Source organism: Pseudomonas sp. D4002, from assembly GCF_013385665.1.
In the GTDB taxonomy this organism is placed as follows: domain Bacteria; phylum Pseudomonadota; class Gammaproteobacteria; order Pseudomonadales; family Pseudomonadaceae; genus Aquipseudomonas.
Map to the genome: position 1 here is coordinate 16,638 of NZ_JACAPN010000038.1, position 25,685 is coordinate 42,322.

Sequence of the window (25,685 nt, forward strand, 5' to 3'; positions counted from 1 at the left end):
TTACCACAGGGCTACGGTGTAGCCGATGATCACCCGGCTTTCGTCGATGTCGCTGGTCAGGCCGTTGCTTGAGCGCAGGGTCGCATTGCGCAGGCGCACGTTGACGTTCTTCAGCGGGCCGCTCTGCACGGTGTAGACCAGGTCGGTGTCGCGCTCCCATTCGCGGCCGTTGCGCACCGTGGCGGTTTGCGCGTGGCTGCCGTCGACGTAGCGGGTCATGAAGGTCAGGCCCGGTAGGCCGAGGGCGGCGAAGTTGTAGTCGTAGCGCGCCTGCCAGGCATCGGTGTTGGCCTTGGTGAAGATATTGATGGTCACCAGGTTGACCGAATACGGATCTTGCCCCGGGAAGGCAAAGTCGCCGTCGCCGGAAAGGCTCTGAAAGCCCAGGCCGAATTTGTGTGCGCCCACCGACAAACTGAACATGCCGTTGAAAAAGCGGTTGTCGATCCGCCCGCCGTCGACCCGCGAAGCGCTGCGCAGCAGGGCGCTGCCTTGCTCGCGGGTGTCGAAGTAGCGCAGGTCGGTGCGCAGGTTCACGCCTTCGGCCAGCGGCAGGTCATGCACCAGGCCGATGAAATTCTGGCGGTAGATGTCCTGCATCTGCGCGTAGTAATAGGTCGCGGCCAGGTGCGGGTTGATCGCGTAGGTGCCGCCGGCAAGGTCCAGGTGGCTGCTGTTGACGCCGCCGTAGCTCATGGATTCGTTGTTGGAGGAGTCCCGCAGGTTCTGCTTTTCCAGGCGGCCGACGTTCAACGTCAGGCCGTCGATGTCCTGGGAGGTCACCAGTTCACCGTTGTAGGTCGACGGCAACAGCCGCGTGTCGTTATAGGCAGCCACCGGCAACAGCGGTTGCAGGGTGCCGAGCTTGAGCACGGTTTTCGACACGCGCAATTTGGCGGTCAGGCCGAGTTCGCTGTAGCTGTCGGCCGGCTCGCCGCTGGCGCCAGACGGCAACAGCCCGGTGCCCCGGCGGTCGCGGCTGGAGTCGAGCTTCAGGCCCATTTCGCCCAGGGCGTCCACGCCAAACCCGACCACGCCTTCGGTGTAGCCCGACTCCAGGCGCAGCACAAAACCTTGCGCCCATTCGTCTGCCTTGTTCTGCGGCGCGTTGGCCTGGCGAAAGTCGCGGTTCATGTAGAAATTGCGCAGGTCCAGGCTGGCCTTGCTGTCCTGGATGAAGTCGGCGTGGGCGACCAGAGGGCTAAACGCGGCGCACAGGCCAGCGCTTGCCGCCGTGCGAAAGAGGCACGAATGCATGAGGGGCGTTCCTTTTGTTGTTTTTGTTGGTAGAGCCCGCCACCAGGGCAGGGGCGGGCATATTGTTAACATGTTATCTTTAAGCTGAATAGCTGGATTAACAGGTTTTTATGAATTCGTTTCGAAATTAACGACTTGCTGCGTGCGTCGGGTTGCGCACGCGGGACACCGACTCTAAGCTTCGTCGCTTCGACCTCTATTGCGCGTGAACCATGCCCACCCCCAGACCGTCCCTTACGCTCACCTTGCTCCAGGCCCGCGAAGCGACCATGGCGTTCTTCCGGCCGTTGCTCAATGAACATGACCTGACCGAACAGCAGTGGCGGGTGATCCGCATCCTGCGCCAGCAAGGCGAACTCGAAAGCCACCAACTGGCGCACCTCGCCTGCATCCTCAAGCCGAGCATGACCGGCGTACTGGGGCGGCTGGAGCGTGACGGCATCGTGCGCCGGCGCAAATCCGCCGAAGACCAGCGCCGGGTGTTCGTCGCCCTGACCGAACAGGGCCAGCAGTGTTTCGTCGACATGAGCGCCGGGATGGAAAGCAATTACCTGAAGATTCAGGAGCAGTTCGGCGAGGAATCCTTGGAGCAATTGATGGAGCTGCTCCAGAAGCTCAAAGGCATCAAACCGTAATAATCAAAAAATAGTGGCTGAAGCCTGTCCCTTTTTTTCACGTGACTGGTCATTCCAGGTAAGTGAACAAAATCGAGAGCTTCTTCCAATGCCCGCAATACGCCCGTTGCTGAACCTCAGCCTCATGCTGAGCCTGAGTGCCAGCCCGTTGTTCGTTCCCATCAGCTATGCCGAAGACGGTGCGTCCCGGCGCAGCTACCAGGTGCCGGCCGGCAGCCTGAGCGCCGCGCTGACCCGTTTCGCCGGGCTGGCCGGGGTCAACCTCTCGGTGGACCCGGCGCTGGTCAGCGGCCGCAACAGCAGCGGGTTGTCCGGCGAATACGGCGTCGAAGAAGGTTTCGCGCGCCTGCTCCAGGGCTCCGGCCTGCAACTGCAGCCCATGGGCGAGCAGGCCTATAGGCTGACCCCGATTCCCGAAGGCGGCAGCCTGCAACTGGCGCCCACCTCGATTCTCGGCACCACCGGCGATGCCGACAGCGAGTCTTTCGCCGGTGGCCAGGTGGCGCGCCGTGGCTCCCAGGGCCTGCTGGGCTCGAAGGACTTCATGGATACTCCGTTCAGCATGACCACCTACACCAGCGCGGCGGTCAAGAACCAACAGGCGCGTACCCTTGGCGACCTGATTGCCAGCGACCCCTCGGTGCGCGCCACCAACCCGGCCGGCGGGCGCTATGAGCAATTCACCATTCGCGGCTTCAGCCTGTTCAACAGTGATGTCGCCTACAACGGCCTCTATGGCGTATTGCCGACCTACACCATCGATATGGAAATGGCCGAGCGCGTCGACATCATCAAAGGCCCCAGCCAGTTGATCAACGGCATCTCGCCACGGGGCAGTGTGGGCGGCGGGATCAACGTGGTGCCCAAGCGTGCCACCGACACACCCATCACCTCGCTCACCGGCAGTTGGGCCTCCGACAGCCAGGCGGGCGGAGCCGTGGATATCGGCCGGCGTTTTGGTGAAGACAATAAATTCGGCCTGCGTTTCAACGGCGTGAAGCAGTCCGGCGACACTGCCTGGGACGACCAGAGTGTCGACCGCGAAATGGCCGTGTTGGGCCTGGATTTTCGCGGTGAACGCCTGCGACTCTCCACCGACATCGGCCGCACCGAGCGCGACACCGACGCCCCCCAGGAACGTGTGCAAGTCGGGCCCAACGCCAGGGTGCCGAGTGCCAACGACGTACGCCACAACTACGCGCAGCCCTGGAGCAAGGCAAGCACCAACGACACCTTCGGCACGGTCAACGGCGAGTTTGATCTCAGCGACAACGTAATGCTCTACGGCGGCGTCGGTGCGCGCAAAAGCAACCATGACTTCCTGCGCCATGCTGTGTCAGTGACCAACAACGCCGGCGATTTCAGCGTGCAGCCCCGCGACTTCACCCGTGATGAAAACGTGCGCACCGCCACGGCGGGCGTGCGCAACTGGTTCCATACCGGCCCGGTGAGCCATGAGGTCAACCTGGCGGCCAGCTACTTCTACATGGACTTCGAAAACGGCGGCGCGCGATATGCGCCGGGTTCGAGCAATATCTACAACCCTGTGGAAACCCCCGCGCCTGGCCGGCCAACGCGATTTGACTCGAAGGTCTACACCGAAAACCGTTTCAGCGGTGTGGCGTTGTCCGACACCCTGGGTTTTTTCGATGACCGGTTGCTGCTGACCCTCGGTGCGCGCTGGCAGCGGGTCAAGGTCGACGACTGGACCGATGACGTCAAAGGCGACACCGCCTACGACGAGGAAAAAATTTCACCGTCCGGCGGCATCCTGTTCAAGGCCACCGACAAGCTCTCGTTGTACGCCAACTACATGGAAGGCCTGAGCCAGGGCAAGGTCGCGCCGTCGGCGTCGGTCAACGATGACGAAATCTTCCCACCGTTCATCAGCCGTCAGGTCGAAGTCGGCGCCAAGTACGACGCCGGTGCGTTCGCGGTGACGGCCGCTGTATTCAGGATCAAGCAGCCGGCCTACGAGACCAACGCCACCACGCTGGTCTTCGGCCCCAATGGCAAGCGCCAGAACGATGGTGTGGAACTCAGCGTGTTCGGCGAGCCGCTCAAGGGTTTCCGCCTGCTGGGCGGGGTGATGTACATCGACAGCGAACTGACCCACACCACCAACGGCACCTACGACGGCAACCGCGCGCCGGCCACGCCCAAGTACAACGTCAACCTGGGCGCGGAGTGGGACGTGCCGACTGTTGAAGGCCTGACCCTGACCAGCCGCGGGATCTATTCCAGCTCGCAGTACCTGGACCAGTCCAACGTCAAGGAAATCGACGCCTGGACGCGGCTTGATGTCGGCGCACGCTACGCCTTCAAGGTCGACGACAAGCACATCACCCTGCGGGCCAATGTCGAGAACGTGGCCAACCGGCGCTACTGGAGTTCGGCCGGTGCCTCGGATGACAGCGAGCCGGGGTTGACCTTGTCGACGCCGCGCACTTACTTGCTGTCGGCCACCGTCGACTTCTGAGGAGCCTGCCATATAGCCTTCTGTACATCGATGGGCTTGGGCAGCAGGCGGTTCTGGTAAAACAGGTCCGCCGTCTCTTGCTGCGCCCCAATGATGTGCTTATCAATCGGCAGGATGGGCGATGGCGGCCGGTTGTCGACGTAACGTGCAATCACCCCGGCCGGCAAACCCATGAAACGGGTCAGCACCTGCAGGCTGTCTTCGCGCTGGCTGCGGGTCAGGGCTTCGGCGGCGCTCAGTTCATCGAGCAGGGCGTGGATGAACGGACCATTGGCCTCGGCGTATGCACGGCGCGCGGTATAGATCGGCCCAGACAGGTTCAAGCCTTCGCCGTTGGCCAGGACGCGGCTCGGGCTTTGGCTCAGGGCCAGTGACGAGTAGGGCTCCCAGATTGCCCAGGCGTCGACACTGCCTTGCTCGAAGGCGGCGCGGGCATCGGCCGGTGGCAGGTAAACCGGCTGGATATCCTTGTAGCTCAGGCCGGCTTTGTTCAAGGCCCGCAGGATCAGGTTGTGGGAGCTGGAGCCTTTCTGGAAGGCGACTTTCTTGCCCTTGAGGTCGGCGATGCCGTGCAGTGGGCTGTCGGCCTGCACCAGGATGGTTTCCGCCGTCGGCTTGGGCGGTTCAGCGCCGATGTAGACGAGGTCGGCGCCCGCCGCCTGGGCGAACAATGGCGGGATATCACCGGTGGACGCCACGTCCAGCGCGCCCACGTTCAAGGCTTCGAGCATCTGCGGGCCAGCGGGGAATTCGATCCATTGCACCTTCGTCTGGTCGAAGCGTTTTTCCAGCAGGCCATGTTCCTTGGCGAGTACCAGGGCGATCGAGCCTTTCTGGTAGCCGATCCTCAGGGTGGCCGGCTCGGCGGCCATTGCAGTTTGAGTCAGGGCAAACAGCGCAAACAACAGTGCAGGAATTCTCATGCCGGTTTCTCCGCAAAGCGATTGGCCGGTCGCGCCAATCCAAGGTTTTCACGCAGGGTGGTGCCGGCGTATTCGGTGCGGAACAGGCCACGCCGTTGCAGTTCCGGCACCACCCCTTGGGCGAAATCTTCCAGCCCGCCCGGCAGGTGCGGCACCAGCACATTGAAGCCATCGGCGGCGCCATTCTCGAACCAGTGCTGCAGTTCATCGGCGATCTGCGCGGGTGTGCCGATCAGGCTGTAGTGCCCACGGCCACCGGCGATGCGCCGGCCCAGTTGCGCCAGGCTCAGCTGTTCGCGGCCCGCCAGTTCGGTCAGCAGTTGCTGGCGGCTGCGCTGGCCGCTGTCGGTCAATGGCAGGTCCGGCAGCGGGCCGTCCAGCGGGTAGCCGGACAAGTCGAAGTTACCCAGCATGCGCCCCAGTAACGCGACGCCAACCTGCGGTTCGACCAACTGCTGGAAGGCCTCGAATTTGTCCCGGGCTTCAGTTTCTGTCTGCCCGACCACCACAAACACCCCCGGCATGATCTTCAGTGCGTCCGGCTCACGCCCGTATCGAGCCAGGCGACCCTTGAGGTCGGCATAGAACGCCTGGGCATTGGCCAATGATGTCTGGGCGGTGAACACCACTTCGGCAGTTTGTGCCGCCAATTCGCGGCCTGCCTCGGACGAACCCGCCTGGACAATCACCGGCTGGCCCTGGGGCGAGCGCGCCACGTTCAGCGGGCCCTTCACACGAAAGTGTTCGCCGACATGCCCGAGTACATGCAGTTTCGCCGGGTCGTAGTAGCTGCCACTCGCCTTGTCGCGCACAAAGGCATCGTCTTCCCAGCTGTCCCACAGCCCCGTCACCACCTGGTGAAATTCCCGGGCACGGCTGTAGCGTTCGCCGTGGCCGAGGTGCTCGTCGCGGCCAAAATTCTGTGCTTCGGCGGCGTTGTCCGAGGTCACCAGGTTCCAGCCGGCGCGCCCGCCGGACAGATGATCCAGTGAGGCGAACTTGCGCGCCACATGGTACGGCTCGTTGTAGCTGGTGGTGGCCGTGGCGATCAGGCCGATGTGTTCGGTCACCACGCTCAATGCCGACAGCAGCGTCAGTGGCTCGAAGTGATCCGAGCGCGCCATGCGGCTGGCAATTTCGCCGGTGGCGGCGGCAATGCTGTCGGCCACGAACAGCGCGTCGAATTTCGCCGCTTCGGCAATTTGCGCCAGGCGTTTGTAGTGGGCGAAATCCAGCCCGGCATTGGCCGGTACATCGGGGTGACGCCAGGCGGCGACGTGGTGCCCGGTGGCCATCAGGAAAGCGCCGAGTTTCAGTTCACGGGGCATGCTCAAAAATCCTTGCGCAGTTGCACGCCGAAGTAACGCTCATCGTCACGGGGTACGGCGCGGTAGATGTAGCTGCCGCCACTGGCCAGCAGCGATGAATAGGACTTGTCGGTGAGGTTCTTCGCCAGCAGGGCCACGCGCCAGCCGTTGCTGTAGTCGGCCAGGGCGACGCTGGCGTTCCAGATGCCGTAGGCGCCTTGCTTGGTGTCGACGTTCTGGCTGATGTCGTACTGCACTTCGCTCTGCCAGCTGTAGTCGGTACCCAGTTCGATATCCAGGCCGTTATCCAGCGGGATGCTGTAGTCGGCGCGCACGTAGCTTTTCCAGTCCGGGCTGAAGGGCAGCGGCTTGCCGTTGACGTTGCAGGACGCCGCCGCGCCAGGCGGGCAGGCGAACTCATCGATGCGGGCCCGGGTGTAGGCCAGCGCGCCGGAGAGCTTCAGTTGTTGAGTGGCCTGCAACGCGTAGTCGAGTTCGACGCCTTCGGTGCTGACGCTCCCGGCGTTGATCAAGCGCGTCACCACTTGCCCGGCGACGGTGTCGAAGAAGTTCGCCTGGTAGTTGTCGTAGTCGCTGTGGAAGATCGCCAGGTTGGTGGTCAGGCGATTGTTCCAGCTGGTGGCCTTGATCCCGACTTCCCAGGTGTTGGAGGTTTCCGGTTTCAGCGCATCGGTGTCCCGTGGCTGCATGTTGAAGAACACGTTGTAGGCCGGGCCCTTGTAGCCGCGCGAGTAGGTCAGGTAGCTGGTGACGGTGTCGCTCAGGTCGTATTGCACCCCCAGCCGGCCGGACCAGCCGTCTTCGTCCACCGAGCCGGAACTGCTGGTGGCCGGTTGAATGCCGCTGACAGTGGTGGCCGAGGTGGAGACACGGCGGTGATCGTATTCCAGGTCGTCGTGGGTGTAGCGCAGGCCGGCGATGCCACGAAAGGCCGAGGTGAAATTCAGCGTGGTCTCGCCGAACACCGCGTAGCTGTCGCTGGTGGTGCCGTAGTCGGCGATGCCGCGGTCGGTGCGCGTGGTGGTGGTCAGGGTGCGCTGGTAGGTTTCCTGATCCTTGCCGTGCATGTAGAACAGGCCGCCGACGTATTCGAGGAATTCGCCTTTGGGCGAGGCCAGGCGCAGCTCCTGGGAGTATTGGTCGAACGCCAGTTGGCCTTTGTCGGCGGTGCCGGGGAAAGCGGCGGTCACGGTGCCCAGGCGGTCGCCGTCCTGGTACTGGGTGTTGTCCCAGCCGCGCCAGGCAGTGATCGAGGTCAGGGTGTAGTCGCCGAGGTTCCAGTCCAGTTGGGCAGACAGGCCTTTGTTGGTGTCCTCCACGTGGCTGCGGGTGTCGGTGTTGATGTCGCGGTTGTCGCTGGTCACGCGCACCGGGTTCAGCGCGTTGGCGAACGCCGGGGTCAGGGATTTGCTCACCACGCCATTTGGCGCATCGTCGTGGGACTGCATGTAGTCGGCAATCAGGGTCAGTTTCACGTCGTCGTTGGGGGTGAACTCCAGTTTGCCGCGCACGCCCTGATGGTTGTAGCCGTTCACTTCCTGGCCGTTGTGCTTGTTGTCGACGTTACCGTCGTAGCTGCCGAACAGCCCGCTGATGGAGCCCTTCAGCGTGCCGGGAATCAGGCTGCCGCCCAGGCCGAAGCGGGTGCGGCTTTCATTGCCGCTGAAGTAGGACTGGTCGATATAGCCGTGGGTCTCGGCCGTCGGCGCCTTGCTGGTGATATTCAGCACGCCGGCCGAGGCGTTCTTGCCGAACAGTGTGCCCTGGGGCCCGCGCAGCACTTCGACACGATCCAGGTCGAGCAGGTCCAGGGTAGCCTGGCCGGGGCGGGCGTACACCACGCCGTCAATCACCGTCGCCACCGTGGGTTCAACCCCGGGCGAGGTGGATATCGTGCCCACTCCGCGTACGAACAACGAGGTGTCCTTGTTCGACGCGCCGGTACGGAAATTCAGCGAGGGTACCTGCTGGACGATGCTCGCCACGCCGTTGCGATTGTCACGCTCCAGTTGTTCGCCATCGAGTACCGAAACCGCCACCGGGACTTTTTGCAGCGACTCTTCGCGGCGGGTGGCGGTGACCGTGACCGGCTTGAGGGTGGGTTCCTGGTCGTCGGCGGCGAATGCAGCGGGAACGGGCAGGGCGGCGAGCCCCGCCAGTAGCCAACCCAGGTGGGCGCGGCGCCCGGTGGCGGCGCGTATGGATTGCGAAAGTTTTTGAGGTTGCCCCGAATGTGTGTGCATGCTCTGACCGCTCGAAAAATGCCCTGAACCGCTGCCGTTCTGCGACGACAGCGCCGTTGAATCCGTCTTGGGCATTCGCTCGAGCGAGTAGCAGACAAAACGCTTTGGTAGCGCTAACATCGGCATTATTGGTAGGTGCGATATAGAGCGTCAAATACTAAAAAATTAGTTTTATATTCTTTTAGGTTTTTAACAGGATCGTCCCTTGAGCGAAGACAAACCCCGGAAACGCCGTGGTGCCGGCCGCGTCACCTTGAATACCGTGGCGCGCCAGGCCGGTGTGTCAGCGATTACCGTGTCGCGCTATTTCAACCAGCCGGAACAGGTCTCGCCCGAACGCCGCGAACGCATCGCGGCGGTGGTTGCCGAATTGGGCTACGTGCCGAACCTGGTGGCGGGTGGGCTGGCGTCGGCGCGGGGCAGGATCGTCGCGATGGTGATTCCTAACATCTCCGGGCCGATCTTCGCCAATACCATCCAGGGCTTCAGCGATACCCTCAGCCGCCACGGCTACCAATTGCTGCTGGCGTCCAGTTACTTCAGCGCCGAGCAGGAAGAAAATGCAGTGCGCGCGTTTCTCGGCTGGTCCCCGGCGGCATTGGTGCTCACCAGCCGCTTCCATAGCGCGGGCACCGAGAAGATGATCGCCGAGGCGGATATCCCGGTGGTTGAAACCTGGGATTACCAACCCGAGCGGGAGCCGTTGCAGATTGGCTTCTCGCATTACGAGGTGGGCGTAACGGCTGCGCGCTACCTGCATGGCAAGGGTTATCGGCGCATCGCGTTCGTACAGAACAGCGCGCCGGGGGACTTCAGTGCACTGGAACGCCGGGATGGCTACAGCGCGACCCTGATTGAGCTGGGCATGCAGCCGTGGGTGTTTGCCCCGGACGCCGATCGCGCACCGTTTGAGGCGGGCAAGCAAGCGATGCAGGCATTGATGAGTGCCGCCATTCCACCGGACGCAATCATCTTCGCCAATGACAACCTGGCCGCCGGTGGCCTGCTGGCCGGGCAACGGGCAGGTCTGGAGATCCCCAAGGATTGCGCCGTGCTCGGCTTTGGTGATTACCCGTTTGCCGAAATGCTCTTGCCCAGTCTCAGCACCATCAAGCCGCCCGCCCTGGAGATCGGTGTGCTGGCGGCAACGCGGGTACTGGAAAGCCTGGGCGTGTTGCCGGTTGAGGATGAGGTGCAGCGCTTGAACCTGCTGGAGTGCCGCTTGATCGAGCGCGAGAGCGCCTGAGTCCAGTTGCGGCTCATGGCCATGTTGCGTTGACTCTCGGTATTTTCTGATAACGGATTATTCAAGGTCAGGCGCTGAAACATGCGTTTGATTGCGTGCGCTCGTCTCTTTTTTATCAGTGGGTAGTTCTTCTTCGGTGACAAGTTTTAGCGATGGCTAATTGCAATTAGTGCGGTGAGTTTCGCGATTTAAAAAGTGCAATGACTTGGTGGGTTGTTCTTTTGAGTAGTGTCCATGTGATATTGCAAGGTGGCCTATTGAACTGATCATTGATTGCCATTAGGTGCCGGGATAGACCCAGATCTTGCGTGAGGCTGGCGATATTTTCTTGCGCTGATGAACTAAGTTTAAACATGTCAGTCGATGCTTTAAATATCATGTGTACGGTCATGGCTAACTAATGGCGCCTGTTGGTAGTTCTAAAAGGCCATAACTTAAGTGGGCTGTAATACAAAATTTTTTGGTGTAGGGTCCGTACCTTGTCATGACAGCGCTTGCGCTAAAAACCTCCAGCTTAGTGTGGATGCCCTTGTTCCGGCGCGTGCCACGGAACAGGTTTTTAAATAGCCCCTCAGACTTGTGCAGATGCCCCAGCCGATACCGTCAATGCCCATCGATGCATGCCGAATGCAGATTCCGGATGCCGAACAAGTGTGCGCGTGGCTGATGCGAAAAGCCGGTCTGAAAACCGTCGACCTGGAACGTGCTCGACGGTTATCCCAGGAATCCGACGACCCCGAACTGCTCGGCCTGCTGACGCGCCTGGGGCTGGTTTCCGAAGTGGAACTGGCGCGGGCCTGGGCCGATTTGCTCGGCGCGCCGTTGCTGCTGGCCGATGCCGCACCGCCCGTGCTCGACCCGCTGCCGGCGCTGACCGAACGCTTCATGCGCCATTACCAGGTGGTGCCGGTAGGCTGGAGCCACGGTGGTGTGCGGGTGTTGGCGGCCAACCCGGCGCTGCTGTATCCGTTCCAGGCCCTGGCGTACGCGTGCGGCGTGCCGGTGTGGCTGGCGGTCGGGCCGCGCAACGAAGTCGAAACCCTGATCGAGCGTTACTACGGCCAGGGCCGTTCCGCCATGGGCACCCTGATCGAAAACCTCGATGAACAGGGCGGCGCCCTGGAAGACATCGAACACCTCAAGGACATGGCCTCCGAAGCCCCGGTGATTCGCCTGGTCAACCTGATCCTGCAACGGGCCGTGGAGCACCGCGCCTCGGACATCCATATCGAACCCTTCGAAAACCAGCTCAAGGTGCGCTACCGCATCGACGGTGTGCTGCATGAAGCGGAAGCGCCGCCGGCGAGTTCCTCGGCGGCGGTGATTTCCCGGGTCAAGATCATGGCGCGCCTCGACATCGCCGAGCGCCGCCTGCCGCAGGACGGCCGGATCATGTTGCGCATCCAGGGCAAGGAACTGGACCTGCGGGTATCCACGGTGCCCACCAGTTTTGGCGAGTCGGTGGTGATGCGCCTGCTGGACCGCCAGACCGTGCAGTTCGATTTCCAGAGCCTGGGCTTTGACGGCCAGCGCCTGGAAACCTTCCTTGAAGTGCTCGAGCGACCCCACGGCATCCTGCTGGTCACCGGCCCCACCGGCTCGGGTAAAACCACTACGCTCTATACCGCGTTGTCGCGGCTCAATACCGCCGAGCGCAAGATCATCACCGTCGAAGACCCGGTGGAATACCAGCTGGAAGGCATCAACCAGATCCAGGTCAAACCCGCCATTGGGCTGGACTTCGCCGGCGCGCTGCGCTCCATCGTGCGCCAGGACCCGGACGTGATCATGATCGGTGAAATCCGCGACCTCGAAACCTGCCGCATCGCCATCCAGTCCTCCCTGACCGGCCACCTGGTGCTCTCGACCCTGCACACCAACAGTGCCGCAGCGAGTATCACGCGCCTGCTGGACATGGGTGTGGAGAGCTACCTGATCGCCTCGACCGTCAATGGCATCCTCGCGCAGCGCCTGGTGCGCCGCCTCGACCCGGCGACCCGTGAGGCGTTCGAAGCGCCGCCGGAGTTGATCGAGGAACACGGCCTCGACCGCTTCACCGAACAGCGCCCGATCCTGCTTTACCGGCCTCGCGCCAACGCCGCCGGCGGCGGTTACCACGGCCGCAGTGCAATCACCGAATTGCTGGTGATGAATGACGAACTGCGCAGCTTGTTGATGCGCCAGGCCGACGCCGCGACCCTCGAACAGGCCGCCCGCCGTGGTGGCTTGCGCACCCTGCATGAAGAAGGCCTGCGCCAGGCGGTGGCCGGTGTCACGTCCCTTGAAGAAGTGTTGCGCGCCACCCGTGGAGAGGGCGCGTGAGCCTGTTCAAATACCGTGCCCTGGACAGCCAGGGCGTCGCGCAGAACGGCACCCTCGAAGCGAAGGACCAGGCCGCCGCCGTCGCTGCGCTGCACAAGCGTGGCCTGCTGCTATTGCACATCGATGCCGCCGGTGCCCAAGGGCTGCGCAATGCCTTCGGGCGCGGTCAGTTGAATGGCGCGGCGCTGGTCAGTTTTACCCAGCAACTGGCCACCCTGCTGGGCGCGGGCCAACCGCTGGAGCGCTCGCTGGGCATCCTGCTCAAGCAGCCCGGCCAGCCGCAGACCCGGGCGCTGATCGAGCGTATCCGCGAGCACGTCAAGGCCGGCAAGCCATTGTCGGCAGCGCTGGAAGAGGAGGGCAGCCAGTTTTCGCCGCTGTACCTGAGCATGGTGCGTGCCGGTGAGGCGGGCGGTGCGCTGGAGAACACCCTGCGCCAACTCAGTGACTACCTGGAACGCAGCCAGTTATTGAGAGGCGAGGTGATCAACGCGCTGATCTATCCCGCCTTCCTGGTGGTGGGCGTGCTCGGTTCCCTGGCGCTGTTGCTGGCTTACGTGGTGCCGCAGTTCGTGCCGATCTTCAAGGACCTGGGCGTGCCGATTCCGTTGATCACCGAAGTGATCCTGGGCCTTGGCCAGTTCCTCGGCGCCTATGGCCTGGCGGTACTCGCCGGGTTGATCGTGACGGTCTGGGCCCTGGCGGCACGCCTGCGCAACCCACGACACCGCGAGCAGTACGACCGGTGCGTGCTGGGTATCCGCGTTATCGGCCCGCTGTTGCAGCGGGTCGAAGCCGCACGCCTGGCGCGCACCCTCGGCACCTTGCTGAGCAACGGCGTGGCGCTGCTGCAAGCGCTGGTGATCGCCCGCCAGGTCTGCACCAACCGTGCCTTGCAGGCACAAGTGGCCCAGGCCGCCGAGTCGGTGAAAGGCGGCGGCACCCTGGCCAGTGCATTTGGCAGCCAACCGCTGCTGCCGGACCTGGCCCTGCAAATGATTGAAGTCGGCGAACAGGCCGGTGAACTGGACAGCATGCTGCTCAAGGTCGCCGACGTGTTCGACGTCGAAGCCAAGCGCGGCATCGACCGCCTGCTCGCCGCCCTGGTGCCGTCCCTGACGGTGGTCATGGCGGTGCTGGTGGCGGTGATCATGCTCGCGATCATGCTGCCGCTGATGAGCCTGACCAGCAATATATGAAGACCCAAGGAAGCAAGCCGATGCGCCATACCCGTTTCAAACCCGCCCGCCGCCAAGGCGGTTTCACCTTGCTGGAAATGCTCGCGGTGATTGTGTTGCTGGGCATCGTCGCGACCATCGTGGTGCGCCAGGTGGGCGGCAACGTCGACAAGGGCAAATACGGCGCGGGCAAGGCGCAACTGGCCAGCCTGAGCATGAAGATCGAGAGCTACGGCCTGGACGTCGGCTCGCCACCCAAGACCCTCCAGCAATTGGTCGACAAGCCCGGCAACACCGCCGGCTGGGCCGGACCGTACGCCAAGCCCTCAGACCTCAAGGACCCGTTCGGCCATGCCTTCGGCTATCGCTTCCCCGGTGAACATGGCGCCTTCGACCTGATCTTCTACGGTCAGGACGGCCAGCCCGGCGGCGAAGGCTACAGCGCCGACCTGGGCAACTGGGAATAATGCCGGCCCTCCAACGCGGCTTTACCCTGCTGGAGATGCTGGTGGTGATCGTGTTGATCAGCATCGCGGCCGGGTTGGTGGGATTTGGCCTGCAACAAGGCCTGCGGGTAGCGAAAGAGCGCCAGGTGGTCGGGCAGATGGTGGATGCCCTGCGCAGCACACGGGCACGGGCGATTGTCAGCGGCAGGTCGGCCAAGACCGTCTTCGACTTGGCCCGGCTGAGCTTTCAGGCGCCGGGGCAACCCATCAAGCACTGGCCGGCCGATCTGCAAGTGACCCTGCACACCGCCGAACACGCAGGCGCTGCGGTGGAGTTTTACCCCGACGGCAGCTCTACCGGCGGCAACCTGTTATTGGCCAATGGCACGCGGCGCTGGCGCATCGACGTCGGCTGGCTGACCGGTAGCGTGCAGTCCAGGGCATTGCCATGAAGCGTCAGTCGGGTTTCACCTTGCTGGAAATGCTCGCAGCGCTGACCCTCATGGCGATCTGCAGCACGGTGTTGCTGGTCGCGTTCGGCCAAAGCGCGCGCTCGTTGTTGCAGGTGGCCCACAGCGACCGCCTGACCCATACCGCCTTGAGCGTGATGGATCAGGAGGCGTCGGGGCCCCTGGCCAGTGGCGTGCGCCAGGGCGAGCTGGACGGCATTGCCTGGCAACTGCGCGTCGCCCAGCAGCCCACCCGCATCGGTCAGCCACATTTGTTTCGCCTTGATCTCAGCGTCAGCGAAGGTCCGCGCCGCGCAAATTTCAGTACCTTGAAACTGCGCGCCAGCCGCGACGGGTGCCTCCAGTGAAGCAGCAGCGGGGCTTCTCGTTGCTCGAAATCATGATCGTGCTTAGCCTGCTGGGCGTGTTGTTGGCCCTGGTGGGCGGCGCGCTCCTGGGAGCCAACCGTGCAGTACTCAAGGCGCAGCGCTACACCGTCAGCCTGGATGAAAGTCGCGCCGCGCAACAGTTCCTGCGCACTTCCATCAGCGAGGCGCTGCCCCTGGACGTGACCGAGGACGACAGCCAGACCAACGGCTTTTTTGTCGGCGCTCCCCAGCGCCTGCAATACGTCGCGACCTTGCCGGGCGTGCTCGGCGGCGGTATCCAGCGTTTCACCTTGCAGTTGACCGAGCGCGAGTTGCAGGTGGCGTTCGCACGGTTTGAGCCCAATGCCCAAGTGAGCGTGCCGGCCACCCGCAGCGAACCGCAGGTGTTGCTGAAGAACGTCGAGGATCTGCAATTCAGCTATCGCGGCCTGTCGCCCAAGGGCCAGGCCACCGGTTGGATCAGTGACTGGCCGTGGACCAAACGCCTGCCTTATGCGGTACGCATTGCAGCACAAGTCAACGGACCGGTGCCGTGGGTCACCCAAGTGGTTGCCCTGCGGCTGAACCTCTCTAGCGGAGCATCAGGCGAATGAAGCGTCAGCGCGGCGTTGCATTGCTGCTGGTGCTGTGGGTACTGGCGTTGCTCAGCCTGCTGCTGGGCGGCCTGGCCGGGTGGGTACAACTGGAAAGTCGCCAGGCCCTGTGGCATCGCCAGCATACCCAGGCGTTGCTGGCGGCGGAGGCGGGTGTGGCGTTGGCCATGCAGGCCTTGGCCGACCCGCTGCAACGCAAGCAATGGATCGCCGACGGCCGTGAAATGCCCCTGGTATTTGATGACGCACAGCTTCACGTGAGCCTGCACAGCGAGCGCGGCAAGCTGTATTTGAACAGCGCCGAGGCCGCTGACTTTGCCCGCCTGGCCCTGGCCTGCGGCGCCACCCAGGCTCAGGCCGGCCGGCTCGCCAGGGACCTGGAAATGCGGCGCAACGCAGGCCTGGCGCCGTTCCGCGTGGTGGAGGAAGTGCGGCAATTGCCCGGCATGACCCAGGCGCTGTACAGCCGGCTGGCCCCGGAAATCAGTTTGTGGAGTGGCCTCGACCGGCCCGATCCCGCCTTCGCCAGCCCCTTGATGCGCCAGGCGCTGAACCTGCCCCGGCAGAGCGCAGTAGGGGCCGACCCCGGTGACGTGCTGGTGATCGACAGCCGCGCACAACGCCCCGGCGGTTACCACGCCCGGTTACGAACCACGGTTTTATTGAGCCCATCGGAGGGAAGCGCACAACCTTATCGGGTGCTGCGTTGGCAAGAATGAATCCATACCTTTCGGCGCCAGTGGCGCGCCTTCAACAGCTGGCCGAACCGCTCACCCGGCGCTGGCGCGGCAGCTTGCTGCAAGTGGGCTGGCGCCTGTGGCTCAAGGAGCTGCGTGGCTGCCTGCCGGCGTGGCTGTCGGTCCGTGACATCCCCGAGCACCGCTACCACTGGCCGTTGACCGAGCCGGTGGCAAAACCTGCCGACGAGGTGCGCCAGGTGCTGGTGCTCGCGCCCTCGGCGGTGCTGCTGCAAACCCTGCAACTGCCCCTGGCGGTCGCGCGCAACCTGTCGACCGTTATGGGTTATGAGCTGGACCGCTTTACCCCGTTCGAGGCTGAACAGTTGTACTTCGTGGCCCGCCAGGAACGGCGCACCGCCACGCATGTGCAAGTGACCCTGGTGGCCATCCTGCGGGAGCGCCTGGATCAAATCCTGTTGGACTGCGCTGCCCTCGGCTTGCAGCCCCATGCTGTGGATGTGGACGGGCCAATGGGCATCGACCTGCTGCCGGCGCCGTTGCGCCCACGCCAGCGGCCGGCCGGGAAGGGCTTGCAACGCAGCCTGCCCTGGCTGTGCGGCGCCTTGCTGATTGCCGCGATGCTGCTGTGGCTCAACGACCGCCAGCGGGTGCTCGACGTCATGCAGGCGCAGGTGCAACAACAGAAAGCCCAGGTCGCCGAGGTCCAGAGCCTGCGCCAGCAACTGCTCAATACCCGTGGCGCCGCGCAGTACCTGATTCGCCGCAAGTCGGCACAACCGCCGTTGGCGGCGTTGCTCAACGAGCTGACCGCCTGCCTGCCCGCCGATACCTGGCTCGACCAGTTGGACGTCAACAACGGCGCCGACGTGTCCTTCTCCGGGCAAAGCGCCAAGGCGAGTGCCCTGATCACTCGGATCAAGGCGTGCCACAGCCTGGAAAACCCCCAGTTCGAAGGGGTGATCCAACCCGATGCGCAAACCGGCAAGGATCAGTTTTCCCTGCGCGCCCACTTGCACCAGGAGGCCGCCGATGCGCCGACCACTGACACCCCGTGAGCGTCGCGGCGCCGCCTTGCTGGTCCTGGCGCTGGTGCTGGGCGGCGGTTACTGGCTGCTGATCGACAGCTGGTTCGCCGGGCCATTGCGTGCCATGGGCGAGCAGGCCGAACAGCTGCGCGAACAACAGCAACGCTATGCGGGCCTCCTGCACCAGGGCGCCGCCTTGCGTGAGCAACTGGAGCAAGCCCGCCAGGACCCGGCCAGCAGCACCAGCCTGTTGCCGGGGGATGACCCCAGCGCCGTGGCGGCGGACCTGATGCAGCGCATCGCCGACCTGATCAACAGCCGCGCCGGCCTCGGCGGCGGCTGCAGCCTGACCCAGCGCATGCCCATTACTCCGGAGCAGGACGACACCGAGCCCTATCGCCAGGTCAAAGTCAGCCTGACCCTCAACTGCGCCATCGAACCCCTGACCGCGATCCTGCATGAGCTGGAGTACCAGCGACCTTTCCTGTTCGTGGATGAAATGAGCGTCCGTCGCGGGCCGAATGCCCCCGCCAGCGGCGGTGCCGGAAAGCTGGTGGTGCACCTGTTGGTGCGCGGTTATCTGCAACCGGCAGCCGCCACGCAGGCCCGCCGATGATCAATTCATTGCGCCCCCTCGAGTGGGTGTTGCTCGGTGTGGCCGGGCTGCTGGGCCTGCTGATGGTGGGCATCTTGAGCAGCATCGGCGATGCGCCGCAGTGGCTGGATGAGCCTGCCTCCGCCGTGCGCGCCAATGCTTCGGCGAAGGTTCACGTGGCCCCGAGTGCGACCCTGGAAAGCCTCGCCGGCACCTGGCAGGCGCCGCTGTTCAGCCCCGACCGCAGCCCCGATGCCGCCGTTGGCCAGGCCGAGATTTCCAGCCTGTCGAGCCTGAAGCTGACCGGCGTGCTGCTCGACGGCGACCTGCGCGTCGCGCTGCTCAAGCGTGCCGACGGCCCGCCGCTCAAAATCCATCAAGGCCAGACCCTGCCCAACGGCTGGCGCCTGGAACACCTGACACCGCTGCACGCCCGTTTTGTGCTGGATGGCCGCACGCAAACCCTGAGCCTCAGCGTTCCGCGTTTGCCGCCGCCGTCCACCACACCCCCGATTTCCCTTCCTCACGAGCCCGCCCCTTGATCGATACTTCCCCTAGCGCCTTGCGCACCAGCGTGTTTTGCCTGGCCACCGCCGTCGCCCTGGGCGGCTGTGGGTCATTCCCCGATCACCTCGACCCGGACGATGCCTTGCTTCACGAGGCGATGCAGGGCACCGGTTCGCAACGGCCGCCCGTGGACCCGGCCAGCGAGTCGCCTGCGGCCGACAGCCGCCAACCCCAGGTGCCTACGCCGCCCCAGCGCCAGTTGATTCGCGGTAACCAGCAGTTCGTGCGCCAGCCCGCACCTGCGCCGGCGGTCAAGGATGAAGCCAGCGGCGACATCGTGTTCAACTTCGCCGACCAGCCGATTGAGGCGGTGATCAACAGCGTCATGGGCGACCTGCTGCACGAGAACTACAGCATCGCCCAGGGTGTGAAAGGCAACGTAAGCTTCTCCACCTCAAAGCCGGTGAACAAGAAACAGGCGCTGTCGATCCTCGAAACCCTGTTGTCCTGGACCGATAACGCGATGATCCGCCAGGGCCAGCGCTACGTGATTCTGCCCGCCAACCAGGCGGTGGCGGGCAAGCTGGTGCCGGAAATGAGCGTGTCGCAACCCTCCAGCGGGCTCTCGGCGCGGCTGTTTCCGTTGCGCTATATCTCGGCCACGGAAATGCAGAAACTGCTCAAGCCGTTTGCCCGGGAAAACGCGTTCCTGCTGGTGGACCCGGCGCGCAATGTGCTGAGCCTGGCCGGTACGCCGGATGAGTTGGCCAACTATCAGGACACCATCGACACCTTCGACGTCGATTGGCTCAAGGGGATGTCGGTGGGGGTGTTCGGTTTGCAACGGGCCTCGGTGGCCGAGTTGATGCCCGAGCTGCAAAAAATGTTTGGCCCCGACAGCGGCATGCCCCTGGCGGGCATGGTGCGCTTCCTGCCCATCGAGCGGACCAATTCGGTGGTGGCGATCTCGTCCCAGCCGCAGTACCTCAGTGAAGTTGGCGACTGGATTCACACCATCGATGAGGGCGGCGGCAACGAGCCGCAGATGTACGTCTACGACGTGCGCAACATGAAGGCCACGGACCTCGCCAAATACCTGCGGCAGATCTACGGCACCGGCGCGATCAAGGACGATGCGCCGGCCAAGGTGGCGCCGGGGCTGCGCACGGCGACCTTGTCGTCACTCAACACCAGCGGCGGCACCTCCGGTGGCTTGAACAACAGCAGCAATAGCCCGCCCGTCAGTGACGATGAGGACCAGGCCCCGGCCGCCAGCGAAGACGGTGAAAATGCAGAGCCGGGCGCTGCCAAAAGCCTCGACGCCGGCACCCGGATCACCGCGCAAAAAAGCAGTAACCAGTTGCTGGTACGCACCCGACCGGTGCAGTGGAAGGAGATCGAATCGGCGATCAAGCGCCTCGACAACCCGCCGCTGCAAGTGCAGATCGAGACGCGCATCCTCGAAGTCAAACTCACCGGCGAACTGGACCTCGGGGTGCAATGGTACCTGGGCCGCCTGGCGGGCAACTCCACCAGCACCACGGTAGCCAATACCCCTGGCGGCCAGGGCGCCCTGGGTGGCGGCGGTGCGGGATTGGGCGCGGATTCGCTGTTCTATTCCTTCGTCAGCTCCAACCTGCAAGTGGCCTTGCACGCCCTGGAAACCAACGGCCGCACCCAGGTGCTGTCGGCGCCATCGCTGGTGGTGATGAACAACCAGCCGGCGCAGATCCAGGTGGGTGACAACATCCCCATCAGCCAGACCACGGTCAACACCGGCAACGCCGACAGCACCTTGAGCAGCGTCGAATACGTGCAGACCGGGGTGATCCTCGACGTGGTGCCGCGGATCAACCCGGGCGGCCTGGTGTACATGGACATCCAGCAACAGGTCAGCGACGCCGAGAACCAAACCACCAACAGCAGTGACACACCCAACAACCCGCGCATCTCCACACGTTCGGTGTCGACCCAGGTGGCGGTGCAAAGCGGCCAGACCGTGTTGCTCGGCGGGCTGATCAAGCAGGACAACGCCGAGAGCGTCAGCGCCGTGCCGTACCTGGGGAAAATCCCCGGGCTGCGCTGGTTGTTTGGCAACACCAGCAAGTCCAAGGATCGCACCGAACTGATCGTGCTGATCACACCGAGGGTGATTACCAGCAGCAGCCAGTCGCGGCAGGTGACGGATGACTACCGCCAGCAGATGCAGCTGTTGCGACCGGCCAACTGAAGGACCTTTCAGCCCTTGCGTTGCAGGGTGTGATAACCCAGCGCCGCCCGTGCTTCACGCAGGGATTTGCCTTCATCGAGCAGCGCCCGGATACGCGCTTCCACCGCTTCAATCGAGCGTGCACAGGCTGCCACTTCATGGGCGCGCTCGCGCGGCACGATCACCACGCCGTTGGCGTCGGCGACCACGATGTCCCGGGCGCACACCCGGGCCTGGCCGATGGACACCGGCTGGTTTACCGCTTCCACTTCAACCCGGTCCTTGCCCGTGCGCATGAACCGGCCCTTGGTGAACAGCGGGTAGCCGTCGCCCAGGGCCTTGCTCACGTCGCGGCACACGCCATCGATCACCGTCGCGGCGATCCGCTGGCTGCCGGCGTACTGGGTCATGATGTCGCCCCACACCGTGCAGTCGGTGCGTCCGTCGTTGTCGATCACCACCACATCGCCTTCGGCCACGTCATCGATAAAGTCGCCTACGGTGCCCGGCGGGGTGCTGGCGCTGACGTAGCGCACCGTGAAGGCCGGGCCGACCACCACCTGGCGATAGTTGTCCAGGGGCATGATTCCCAGGCATTGGCCGGGCAGGCCGAGTTTGTCCAGGGCGTCGGACACGCCCGGGGTGTCCAGGCCGGTAAACAGGGCAACCAATTCTTGGTCTTGGGGTGACATGGATAACTCCTCGTGGTGGTGACAAATCAGGTCGGGTGGCTGGAGGCCGGGCGGGGCTCGGCAATGGTCAGCAAAATGATGAAGCTGATGAACGAGCCGATCGCCAGCCAGGCAAATACGTAGTTCCAGCCGTAGTTGTCCAGCAGCAGGCCGGTGATGAAGGGCGTGGCGGCGGCGCCCAACTGGCCGATCATGTTCACGATGGCGTTGGAGATCGGGAAGGTCTTCTTGGTGGTCAGGCCCATCGGGTAGACCATGTAGGACGAGAAGCCGAGGCTCAGCACCACGCCGGTCAGCATCAGCAGCAAGCCGTAGGGCAGGGGCTCGGCCGGTGAGTTGATCAGCAGGTACATCATCAACGAGGTGCCGACCGCCGACAGCAACATGCCCGGCTTGCGGCGCCCGCCCATCAGGCGGTCCGAGCAGAAACCGCCCAGCAGGTTGCCCAGCACCGCGCCCACCCAGGGCGCTGCCGAGACCAGGCCCATGTTCATGATCGAAAACTGCTTGACGGTCATCAGGTAGGTGGGAATCCACGCCAGCAGCACGCTGGAGACACCGAGCTGGAAGCAGTAGCTGGTGGCGCACCCCCAGATATTCCATGAGGTGAAAACCTGACGGTTGGTTTCCAGGGGCTTTTCATCGCGGGTGCGGATCACCCGGTCGAGCTTTTTCACCCACGCCGGCGTCTTGTGCACACGGGCGGTCTGGGCGATTGCGGTGTCTTCGACGATGTATTGAAGTTCGGCCTGGTTGACGAAGCGGCTGCGGGACGGATGGTCGGTGACCAGGAAGTACCAGACCACCGCCAGCACGATGCCCGGGATCGCAAAGAAGTAGAAAATTTCGCGCCAGCCCCATACCGAAATGATCACGGCACACAGCGGCGGCACGATCACCGGTCCGAACTTCACGGCCGACAGAAAGATCCCCGACGCGGTGCCTTTTTCCCGTGCCGGAAACCAGTTATTGATGGTGGTGGTCATGCTGATGGGCAGCGGGCCTTCGGCGATACCCAGGCCCAGGCGATAGAGTTTCAGCGCCAGCAGTGAGCTGGCGGTGCCCACCAGCCCGGTCAACAGGGAGGTTAGTACCATGGCCCCCGGCAGGATCCGGCTGACGCCAAAGCGCCCGAAGGCAAAGCCCGACGGCAGTTGTGCCAGGGCGTAAGCCAGCAGGAACAGGCTGACCAGGCCACCGGCCTGGGCGTTGCTCATTGCAAATTCCTGGCGAATGAACGGCAGCGCCACGCCGAGGTTGGCCCGGTCGGCGGCGGCCACGGTGTAGATCAGGAAAATCAGCGCAGCAACCACCCAGCGGTATTGGCTGCGCACAGCGGGTTTTATGACTTCAGGCATAGACATGGGGGCGGACCTTGTTGTTGTGAGTGTTGTCCTGTTCGGCCTTAATCTTAAGAAGGGGCGCACGCCACCATTAGCGATATTTATCTATGTGAACTCATCACTTTTATTCTTCTGCCAGCAAGCTGCTGCAGAAGCCGCGGATTGCCTCGCACGCCTGGCGCAACGACTTGTCATCCAGGGCATAGGCGATGCGGATGTACGGCCCCAGGCCGAAGGCGCTGCCATGCACCACGGCTACATTGGCCTCATCCAGCAGCGCCAGGGCCACGTCTTCATCGCTGCGCAGCAGCCGCCCGCCCGCCGAGGTGCGCCCGATCAGCACGGCGCATGAGGCGAACGCGTAGAACGCGCCGGCGGGGCTGATGCACGTCAGGCCTGGCGTGTCGTTCAGCAACTGGACCATCAAGTCCCGGCGCGCCTGGAACACCCGGCGGCTGTCGCGGATGAAATCCCTGGGGCCTTCCAGTGCCGCGAGGGCCGCCTGTTGCGAGATCGAACAGGCGCCGGAGGTCTGCTGGCCCTGGAGTTTTTCCATGGCCTCCAGCAGCCAGCGTGGGCCGGTGGCGAAACCGATGCGCCAGCCGGTCATGGCGTAGGCCTTGGACACGCCGTTCATGGTCAATGTGCGTGGTGCCAAACGCGGCTCAACCTGGGCCAGGGTATGAAAGGCCTGGCCGTCGAAGATCAGGTGCTCGTAAATGTCATCGGCCAGGATCAGCACCTGCGGGTGGGTCAGCAGCACCTCGGCGAGTGCCCGCAAGTCGTCTTGGCTGTACACCGCACCGGTGGGGTTGGACGGTGAGTTGAGGATCAGCCAGCGCGTCTGCGGGGTCATTGCAGCAGCCAGGGCCTCGGGTGTCAGCTTGAATCCACTGTTGGCATTGCAAGTGACGATGCGCGCCTCGCCGCCGCACAGTTGCACCATCTCCGGGTAACTGACCCAGTACGGCGCGGGCACGATCACCTCGTCGCCTTCATTGAGGGTGGCTGCCAGGGCGTTGTAGATCACCTGCTTGCCGCCGTTGCACACGAGGGTATCCTGCCAGGACACGTCCAGGCCGTTTTCGCGCCGGAACTTCGCCGCCACCGCCTCCCGCAGGGCCCGCGCACCGGCCACCTGGGTGTAGCGGGTATGCCCGGTTTCAATGGCCTGGATCGCGGCTTCGCGGATATGCGCCGGGGTGTCGAAATCCGGTTCGCCGGCGCACAGCGAGATAATCTGCGCGCCTTGCGCCCGGCGTTCGGCGACGCGGTCCATGATGCGATAGGTGGCAGACGGTTGTGCGCTGGCCAGGCGCGGGTTCAGCCGCTGGATATCGGTACTCATCGGCTGATCGCCTCAAACTGTGCGTCGTGCATCACCTCGACCACAGAGCGCCCACTGCGCACGGCCTGCACCATGCCGTCCTGGCGGCGGGCAATGCGCTCGCCCAGGTCCAGGACCTTTTCGATCACCGCCTGGGCCACGAATACCGTGCCGCAGGTATCGGCAATCACGTAGTCGTCCTCGCTGACGCTTACGCCAGCAACGCTGAGGGTCACGCCGGCGTCGAGCTGCACCACGCGGTTGCGCGCGCTGATCATGGTCACGCCGCGTCCGTACACCGGATAGCCGATGGCTTCGCTGCCGTCGATATCGCGGCTGAAACCATCAATCACCGTACCGCGTATGTGTTTGCGCAACGCCGCGTTGGCGATGATGTCGCCCCAGCAGGAAATGCCCTCGATACCGCCGGCAATCACCAGCACCCGGTCGTCTGTCGCGACCTGTTCGATCACCGGGGTGATCAAGTGCACGGTCGGGGCGATGTCGGACTTGGGGCCGAGCAGTACGGTACTGGCGCGGCCAACGATCTTCGGGCAGTTCCACAATGGGCGCAGGCCCACGGTGGCGCCGGGCAGGCCGAGGAAGTCGAGGGCGTCGGACACGGTGTTGGTGTCCAGTGCGGCCAGGCGGTCGAGCAAACGGTCAGGGGTCATGGGCAAGCCTCGGGTGACGGAGGCGGCCAGTGTCAGGCAGTGCCTATGATAGGTATATTACGAAGTACAGAAGCCTTGCATACGCTTAACCTATGGATAAGACCATGATCAACTTTCGCCTGATTCGTCACCTCTGGTTGTTCCTGGCCGTGGCTGAAGAGCAGAACTTTGGCCGTGCGGCCAAGCGCCTCGGCATGTCCCAGCCACCGCTGAGCGAGCAGATCCAGGTGCTGGAGCAGGCGCTCAAGGTCAAGCTGTTCGACCGCTCCCGACGGGGGGCCAAGCTGACTCCGGTGGGCGCGGCGATCCTGCCGGCGGTGCGCAAGTTCGCCGAGCAGCTGGAGCGCCTGGAACTCGCCGTGGAAGAAGCGGTGGCGGGGCAGTCGGGGATGTTGACCATCGGCGCGATTTCCACGGCGATGTTTGATGTGCTGCCGGGGTTGATCGAGCAACTGAAGCTTGATTACCCGCAGCTCACGGTGTCGGTGCGGGAAATCGACAGCGTCGAGGCGTTGCCGGCGCTGGAGGCCGGGGATATCGACCTGGCGTTTGCCCGGCTGGATGGTGACCTTGGGGCTTCGGTGCAGTCATTGCCGCTGACGGAGGACCGGCTGGTGGTGGCGCTTCCGGCGGATCACCCGTTGGCGAGTCGTACGCGGATCAGTTTGTCGAGCCTGGCGAATGAGCCGTTGGTGATGTTTTCGCGCAACGTCAGTCCGGTGTATTTCGACAATTTGATCGCTACCTGTCGTGCCAGCGGGTTTTCGCCTCGGGTGCTGCATGAAGTGCGGTCGGTGGCTTCGCAGATCGCGTTTGTCAGCTATGGGCAGGGTATTGCGTTGGTGCCGGCGTCGTTGAAGAAGCTGGCGCCGGCTAATGTGGTGTTTCGTGGGTTGAGTCAGAAACTCAATGTGGTGACTACGGCTGTCGCGTGGAATACCCAGCGGCCGAATCCGGTGGTGGAGGCGGTGATTGCGCGGTTTCGCTAGGGGTTGGGGTTGAGTACATATCCGTTATTTAGGTAACGGCGGCTTATGGTTCCGCTCTTACAGCGGGTCACTTTTGGCAAACGCCCCAAAAGTAACCAAAACGCTCTTGCCCCACCACTCAGCACCTCGCTTAGG

The 25,685-nt window shown here is 63.7% G+C and carries 23 protein-coding genes; 15 read left to right on the forward strand and 8 right to left on the reverse strand.

Annotation, left to right across the window (positions count from 1 at the left end):
• Nucleotides 1–1,257, reverse strand: a complete 1,257-nt coding sequence (locus HX824_RS24670; protein WP_177055241.1) for an OprD family porin — start codon at nt 1,255–1,257, stop codon at nt 1–3.
• 212 nt (nt 1,258–1,469) lie between these two features.
• Between HX824_RS24670 and hpaR the strand changes: the two genes are divergently transcribed.
• Both hpaR and HX824_RS24680 read left to right on the forward strand, forming a co-directional pair.
• On the forward strand, nt 1,470–1,892 hold the full coding sequence (gene hpaR, locus HX824_RS24675; protein ID WP_008437189.1) for a homoprotocatechuate degradation operon regulator HpaR: 423 nt from the start codon (nt 1,470–1,472) through the stop codon (nt 1,890–1,892).
• An 88-nt stretch (nt 1,893–1,980) separates the two neighbouring features.
• Complete coding sequence (locus HX824_RS24680; protein WP_177055243.1) at nt 1,981–4,371, forward strand: TonB-dependent receptor; 2,391 nt, start codon at nt 1,981–1,983, stop codon at nt 4,369–4,371.
• Here the strand turns inward: HX824_RS24680 and HX824_RS24685 are convergent.
• The 3 genes from HX824_RS24685 to HX824_RS24695 are packed head-to-tail and all read right to left on the reverse strand — an operon-like array spanning nt 4,341 to nt 8,865.
• Entirely contained in the window at nt 4,341–5,294 is a 954-nt protein-coding gene (locus HX824_RS24685) for a sulfonate ABC transporter substrate-binding protein (RefSeq protein WP_102605828.1), read from the reverse strand. The two genes, HX824_RS24680 and HX824_RS24685, sit on opposite strands and share 31 nt — an antisense overlap.
• Nucleotides 5,291–6,622, reverse strand: coding sequence for an LLM class flavin-dependent oxidoreductase (locus tag HX824_RS24690; RefSeq protein WP_102605829.1), 1,332 nt, complete (start codon nt 6,620–6,622; stop codon nt 5,291–5,293). The genes HX824_RS24685 and HX824_RS24690 overlap by 4 nt, the downstream gene beginning before the upstream one ends.
• 2 nt (nt 6,623–6,624) lie before the next feature.
• Nucleotides 6,625–8,865 carry a TonB-dependent receptor gene (locus tag HX824_RS24695; RefSeq protein ID WP_177055245.1) on the reverse strand — a complete coding sequence of 747 codons (2,241 nt, stop codon included), beginning with the start codon at nt 8,863–8,865 and terminating at the stop codon, nt 6,625–6,627.
• 205 nt (nt 8,866–9,070) lie between these two features.
• On the opposite strand from HX824_RS24695, the gene HX824_RS24700 reads away from it, so the two are divergent.
• The 12 genes from HX824_RS24700 (at nt 9,071) to gspD (ending at nt 20,546) form a co-directional block, all read left to right on the forward strand.
• Nucleotides 9,071–10,111 carry a LacI family DNA-binding transcriptional regulator gene (locus HX824_RS24700; RefSeq protein WP_008437199.1) on the forward strand — a complete coding sequence of 347 codons (1,041 nt, stop codon included), beginning with the start codon at nt 9,071–9,073 and terminating at the stop codon, nt 10,109–10,111.
• A gap of 627 nt (nt 10,112–10,738) precedes the next feature.
• Nucleotides 10,739–12,433: a type II secretion system ATPase GspE gene (gene gspE / locus HX824_RS24705; RefSeq protein WP_166742193.1), complete on the forward strand. Its 1,695-nt coding sequence runs from the start codon at nt 10,739–10,741 to the stop codon at nt 12,431–12,433.
• Nucleotides 12,430–13,632 carry a type II secretion system inner membrane protein GspF gene (gene gspF / locus HX824_RS24710; RefSeq protein ID WP_177055247.1) on the forward strand — a complete coding sequence of 401 codons (1,203 nt, stop codon included), beginning with the start codon at nt 12,430–12,432 and terminating at the stop codon, nt 13,630–13,632. The genes gspE and gspF overlap by 4 nt, the downstream gene beginning before the upstream one ends.
• A gap of 20 nt (nt 13,633–13,652) precedes the next feature.
• Nucleotides 13,653–14,078, forward strand: a complete 426-nt coding sequence (gene gspG / locus HX824_RS24715; protein ID WP_003209911.1) for a type II secretion system major pseudopilin GspG — start codon at nt 13,653–13,655, stop codon at nt 14,076–14,078.
• Nucleotides 14,078–14,509, forward strand: coding sequence for a type II secretion system protein (locus HX824_RS24720; protein ID WP_003209913.1), 432 nt, complete (start codon nt 14,078–14,080; stop codon nt 14,507–14,509). Before gspG ends, HX824_RS24720 begins: the two co-directional genes overlap by 1 nt.
• Nucleotides 14,506–14,874, forward strand: a complete 369-nt coding sequence (locus HX824_RS24725; protein WP_177055249.1) for a prepilin-type N-terminal cleavage/methylation domain-containing protein — start codon at nt 14,506–14,508, stop codon at nt 14,872–14,874. The genes HX824_RS24720 and HX824_RS24725 overlap by 4 nt, the downstream gene beginning before the upstream one ends.
• A complete protein-coding gene (locus tag HX824_RS24730; protein WP_177055251.1) occupies nt 14,871–15,488 on the forward strand; it encodes a prepilin-type N-terminal cleavage/methylation domain-containing protein in 618 nt (205 codons plus the stop codon). The genes HX824_RS24725 and HX824_RS24730 overlap by 4 nt, the downstream gene beginning before the upstream one ends.
• Nucleotides 15,485–16,207, forward strand: coding sequence for a general secretion pathway protein GspK (locus HX824_RS24735; RefSeq protein WP_177021243.1), 723 nt, complete (start codon nt 15,485–15,487; stop codon nt 16,205–16,207). The genes HX824_RS24730 and HX824_RS24735 overlap by 4 nt, the downstream gene beginning before the upstream one ends.
• The gene (locus tag HX824_RS24740) at nt 16,204–17,244 is read left to right on the forward strand and encodes a PilN domain-containing protein (RefSeq protein ID WP_177055253.1); all 1,041 of its coding nucleotides are present in this window, start codon (nt 16,204–16,206) and stop codon (nt 17,242–17,244) included. Before HX824_RS24735 ends, HX824_RS24740 begins: the two co-directional genes overlap by 4 nt.
• The gene (gspM, locus tag HX824_RS24745) at nt 17,219–17,830 is read left to right on the forward strand and encodes a type II secretion system protein GspM (protein ID WP_023659000.1); all 612 of its coding nucleotides are present in this window, start codon (nt 17,219–17,221) and stop codon (nt 17,828–17,830) included. The genes HX824_RS24740 and gspM overlap by 26 nt, the downstream gene beginning before the upstream one ends.
• Nucleotides 17,827–18,351 carry a general secretion pathway protein GspN gene (locus tag HX824_RS24750; protein WP_102368632.1) on the forward strand — a complete coding sequence of 175 codons (525 nt, stop codon included), beginning with the start codon at nt 17,827–17,829 and terminating at the stop codon, nt 18,349–18,351. The genes gspM and HX824_RS24750 overlap by 4 nt, the downstream gene beginning before the upstream one ends.
• On the forward strand, nt 18,348–20,546 hold the full coding sequence (gene gspD, locus HX824_RS24755; RefSeq protein ID WP_177055255.1) for a type II secretion system secretin GspD: 2,199 nt from the start codon (nt 18,348–18,350) through the stop codon (nt 20,544–20,546). Before HX824_RS24750 ends, gspD begins: the two co-directional genes overlap by 4 nt.
• A gap of 8 nt (nt 20,547–20,554) precedes the next feature.
• On the opposite strand, the gene HX824_RS24760 is transcribed toward gspD, so the two are convergent.
• The 4 genes from HX824_RS24760 to HX824_RS24775 all read right to left on the reverse strand — a co-directional run bounded on the left by HX824_RS24760 (nt 20,555) and on the right by HX824_RS24775 (nt 24,561).
• Nucleotides 20,555–21,217 carry an RraA family protein gene (locus HX824_RS24760; RefSeq protein WP_177055257.1) on the reverse strand — a complete coding sequence of 221 codons (663 nt, stop codon included), beginning with the start codon at nt 21,215–21,217 and terminating at the stop codon, nt 20,555–20,557.
• Nucleotides 21,218–21,243: 26 nt separating this feature from the next.
• Complete coding sequence (locus HX824_RS24765; protein WP_023658999.1) at nt 21,244–22,581, reverse strand: MFS transporter; 1,338 nt, start codon at nt 22,579–22,581, stop codon at nt 21,244–21,246.
• A 103-nt stretch (nt 22,582–22,684) separates the two neighbouring features.
• A complete protein-coding gene (locus tag HX824_RS24770; protein ID WP_177055259.1) occupies nt 22,685–23,908 on the reverse strand; it encodes a pyridoxal phosphate-dependent aminotransferase in 1,224 nt (407 codons plus the stop codon).
• Complete coding sequence (locus HX824_RS24775; RefSeq protein ID WP_177055261.1) at nt 23,905–24,561, reverse strand: RraA family protein; 657 nt, start codon at nt 24,559–24,561, stop codon at nt 23,905–23,907. Before HX824_RS24775 ends, HX824_RS24770 begins: the two co-directional genes overlap by 4 nt.
• 104 nt (nt 24,562–24,665) lie before the next feature.
• Here HX824_RS24775 and HX824_RS24780 point away from each other — a divergent pair, with 104 nt between their 5' ends.
• Nucleotides 24,666–25,550, forward strand: coding sequence for a LysR family transcriptional regulator (locus HX824_RS24780; protein WP_076016066.1), 885 nt, complete (start codon nt 24,666–24,668; stop codon nt 25,548–25,550).
• The last annotated feature ends 135 nt before the right edge of the window (nt 25,551–25,685 follow it).

Bases quoted from the DNA above. Each gene is read 5' to 3' on its own strand.
- HX824_RS24670 (WP_177055241.1), bottom strand. From the start codon at position 1,257: ATGCATTCGTGCCTCTTTCGCACGGCGGCAAGCGCTGGCCTGTGCGCC.
- hpaR (WP_008437189.1), top strand. From the start codon at position 1,470: ATGCCCACCCCCAGACCGTCCCTTACGCTCACCTTGCTCCAGGCCCGC.
- HX824_RS24680 (WP_177055243.1), top strand. From the start codon at position 1,981: ATGCCCGCAATACGCCCGTTGCTGAACCTCAGCCTCATGCTGAGCCTG.
- HX824_RS24685 (WP_102605828.1), bottom strand. From the start codon at position 5,294: ATGAGAATTCCTGCACTGTTGTTTGCGCTGTTTGCCCTGACTCAAACT.
- HX824_RS24690 (WP_102605829.1), bottom strand. From the start codon at position 6,622: ATGCCCCGTGAACTGAAACTCGGCGCTTTCCTGATGGCCACCGGGCAC.
- HX824_RS24695 (WP_177055245.1), bottom strand. From the start codon at position 8,865: ATGCACACACATTCGGGGCAACCTCAAAAACTTTCGCAATCCATACGC.
- gspE (WP_166742193.1), top strand. From the start codon at position 10,739: ATGCAGATTCCGGATGCCGAACAAGTGTGCGCGTGGCTGATGCGAAAA.
- gspG (WP_003209911.1), top strand. From the start codon at position 13,653: ATGCGCCATACCCGTTTCAAACCCGCCCGCCGCCAAGGCGGTTTCACC.
- HX824_RS24720 (WP_003209913.1), top strand. From the start codon at position 14,078: ATGCCGGCCCTCCAACGCGGCTTTACCCTGCTGGAGATGCTGGTGGTG.
- HX824_RS24725 (WP_177055249.1), top strand. From the start codon at position 14,506: ATGAAGCGTCAGTCGGGTTTCACCTTGCTGGAAATGCTCGCAGCGCTG.
- HX824_RS24735 (WP_177021243.1), top strand. From the start codon at position 15,485: ATGAAGCGTCAGCGCGGCGTTGCATTGCTGCTGGTGCTGTGGGTACTG.
- HX824_RS24740 (WP_177055253.1), top strand. From the start codon at position 16,204: ATGAATCCATACCTTTCGGCGCCAGTGGCGCGCCTTCAACAGCTGGCC.
- gspM (WP_023659000.1), top strand. From the start codon at position 17,219: ATGCGCCGACCACTGACACCCCGTGAGCGTCGCGGCGCCGCCTTGCTG.
- HX824_RS24750 (WP_102368632.1), top strand. From the start codon at position 17,827: ATGATCAATTCATTGCGCCCCCTCGAGTGGGTGTTGCTCGGTGTGGCC.
- HX824_RS24760 (WP_177055257.1), bottom strand. From the start codon at position 21,217: ATGTCACCCCAAGACCAAGAATTGGTTGCCCTGTTTACCGGCCTGGAC.
- HX824_RS24765 (WP_023658999.1), bottom strand. From the start codon at position 22,581: ATGTCTATGCCTGAAGTCATAAAACCCGCTGTGCGCAGCCAATACCGC.
- HX824_RS24770 (WP_177055259.1), bottom strand. From the start codon at position 23,908: ATGAGTACCGATATCCAGCGGCTGAACCCGCGCCTGGCCAGCGCACAA.
- HX824_RS24775 (WP_177055261.1), bottom strand. From the start codon at position 24,561: ATGACCCCTGACCGTTTGCTCGACCGCCTGGCCGCACTGGACACCAAC.
- HX824_RS24780 (WP_076016066.1), top strand. From the start codon at position 24,666: ATGATCAACTTTCGCCTGATTCGTCACCTCTGGTTGTTCCTGGCCGTG.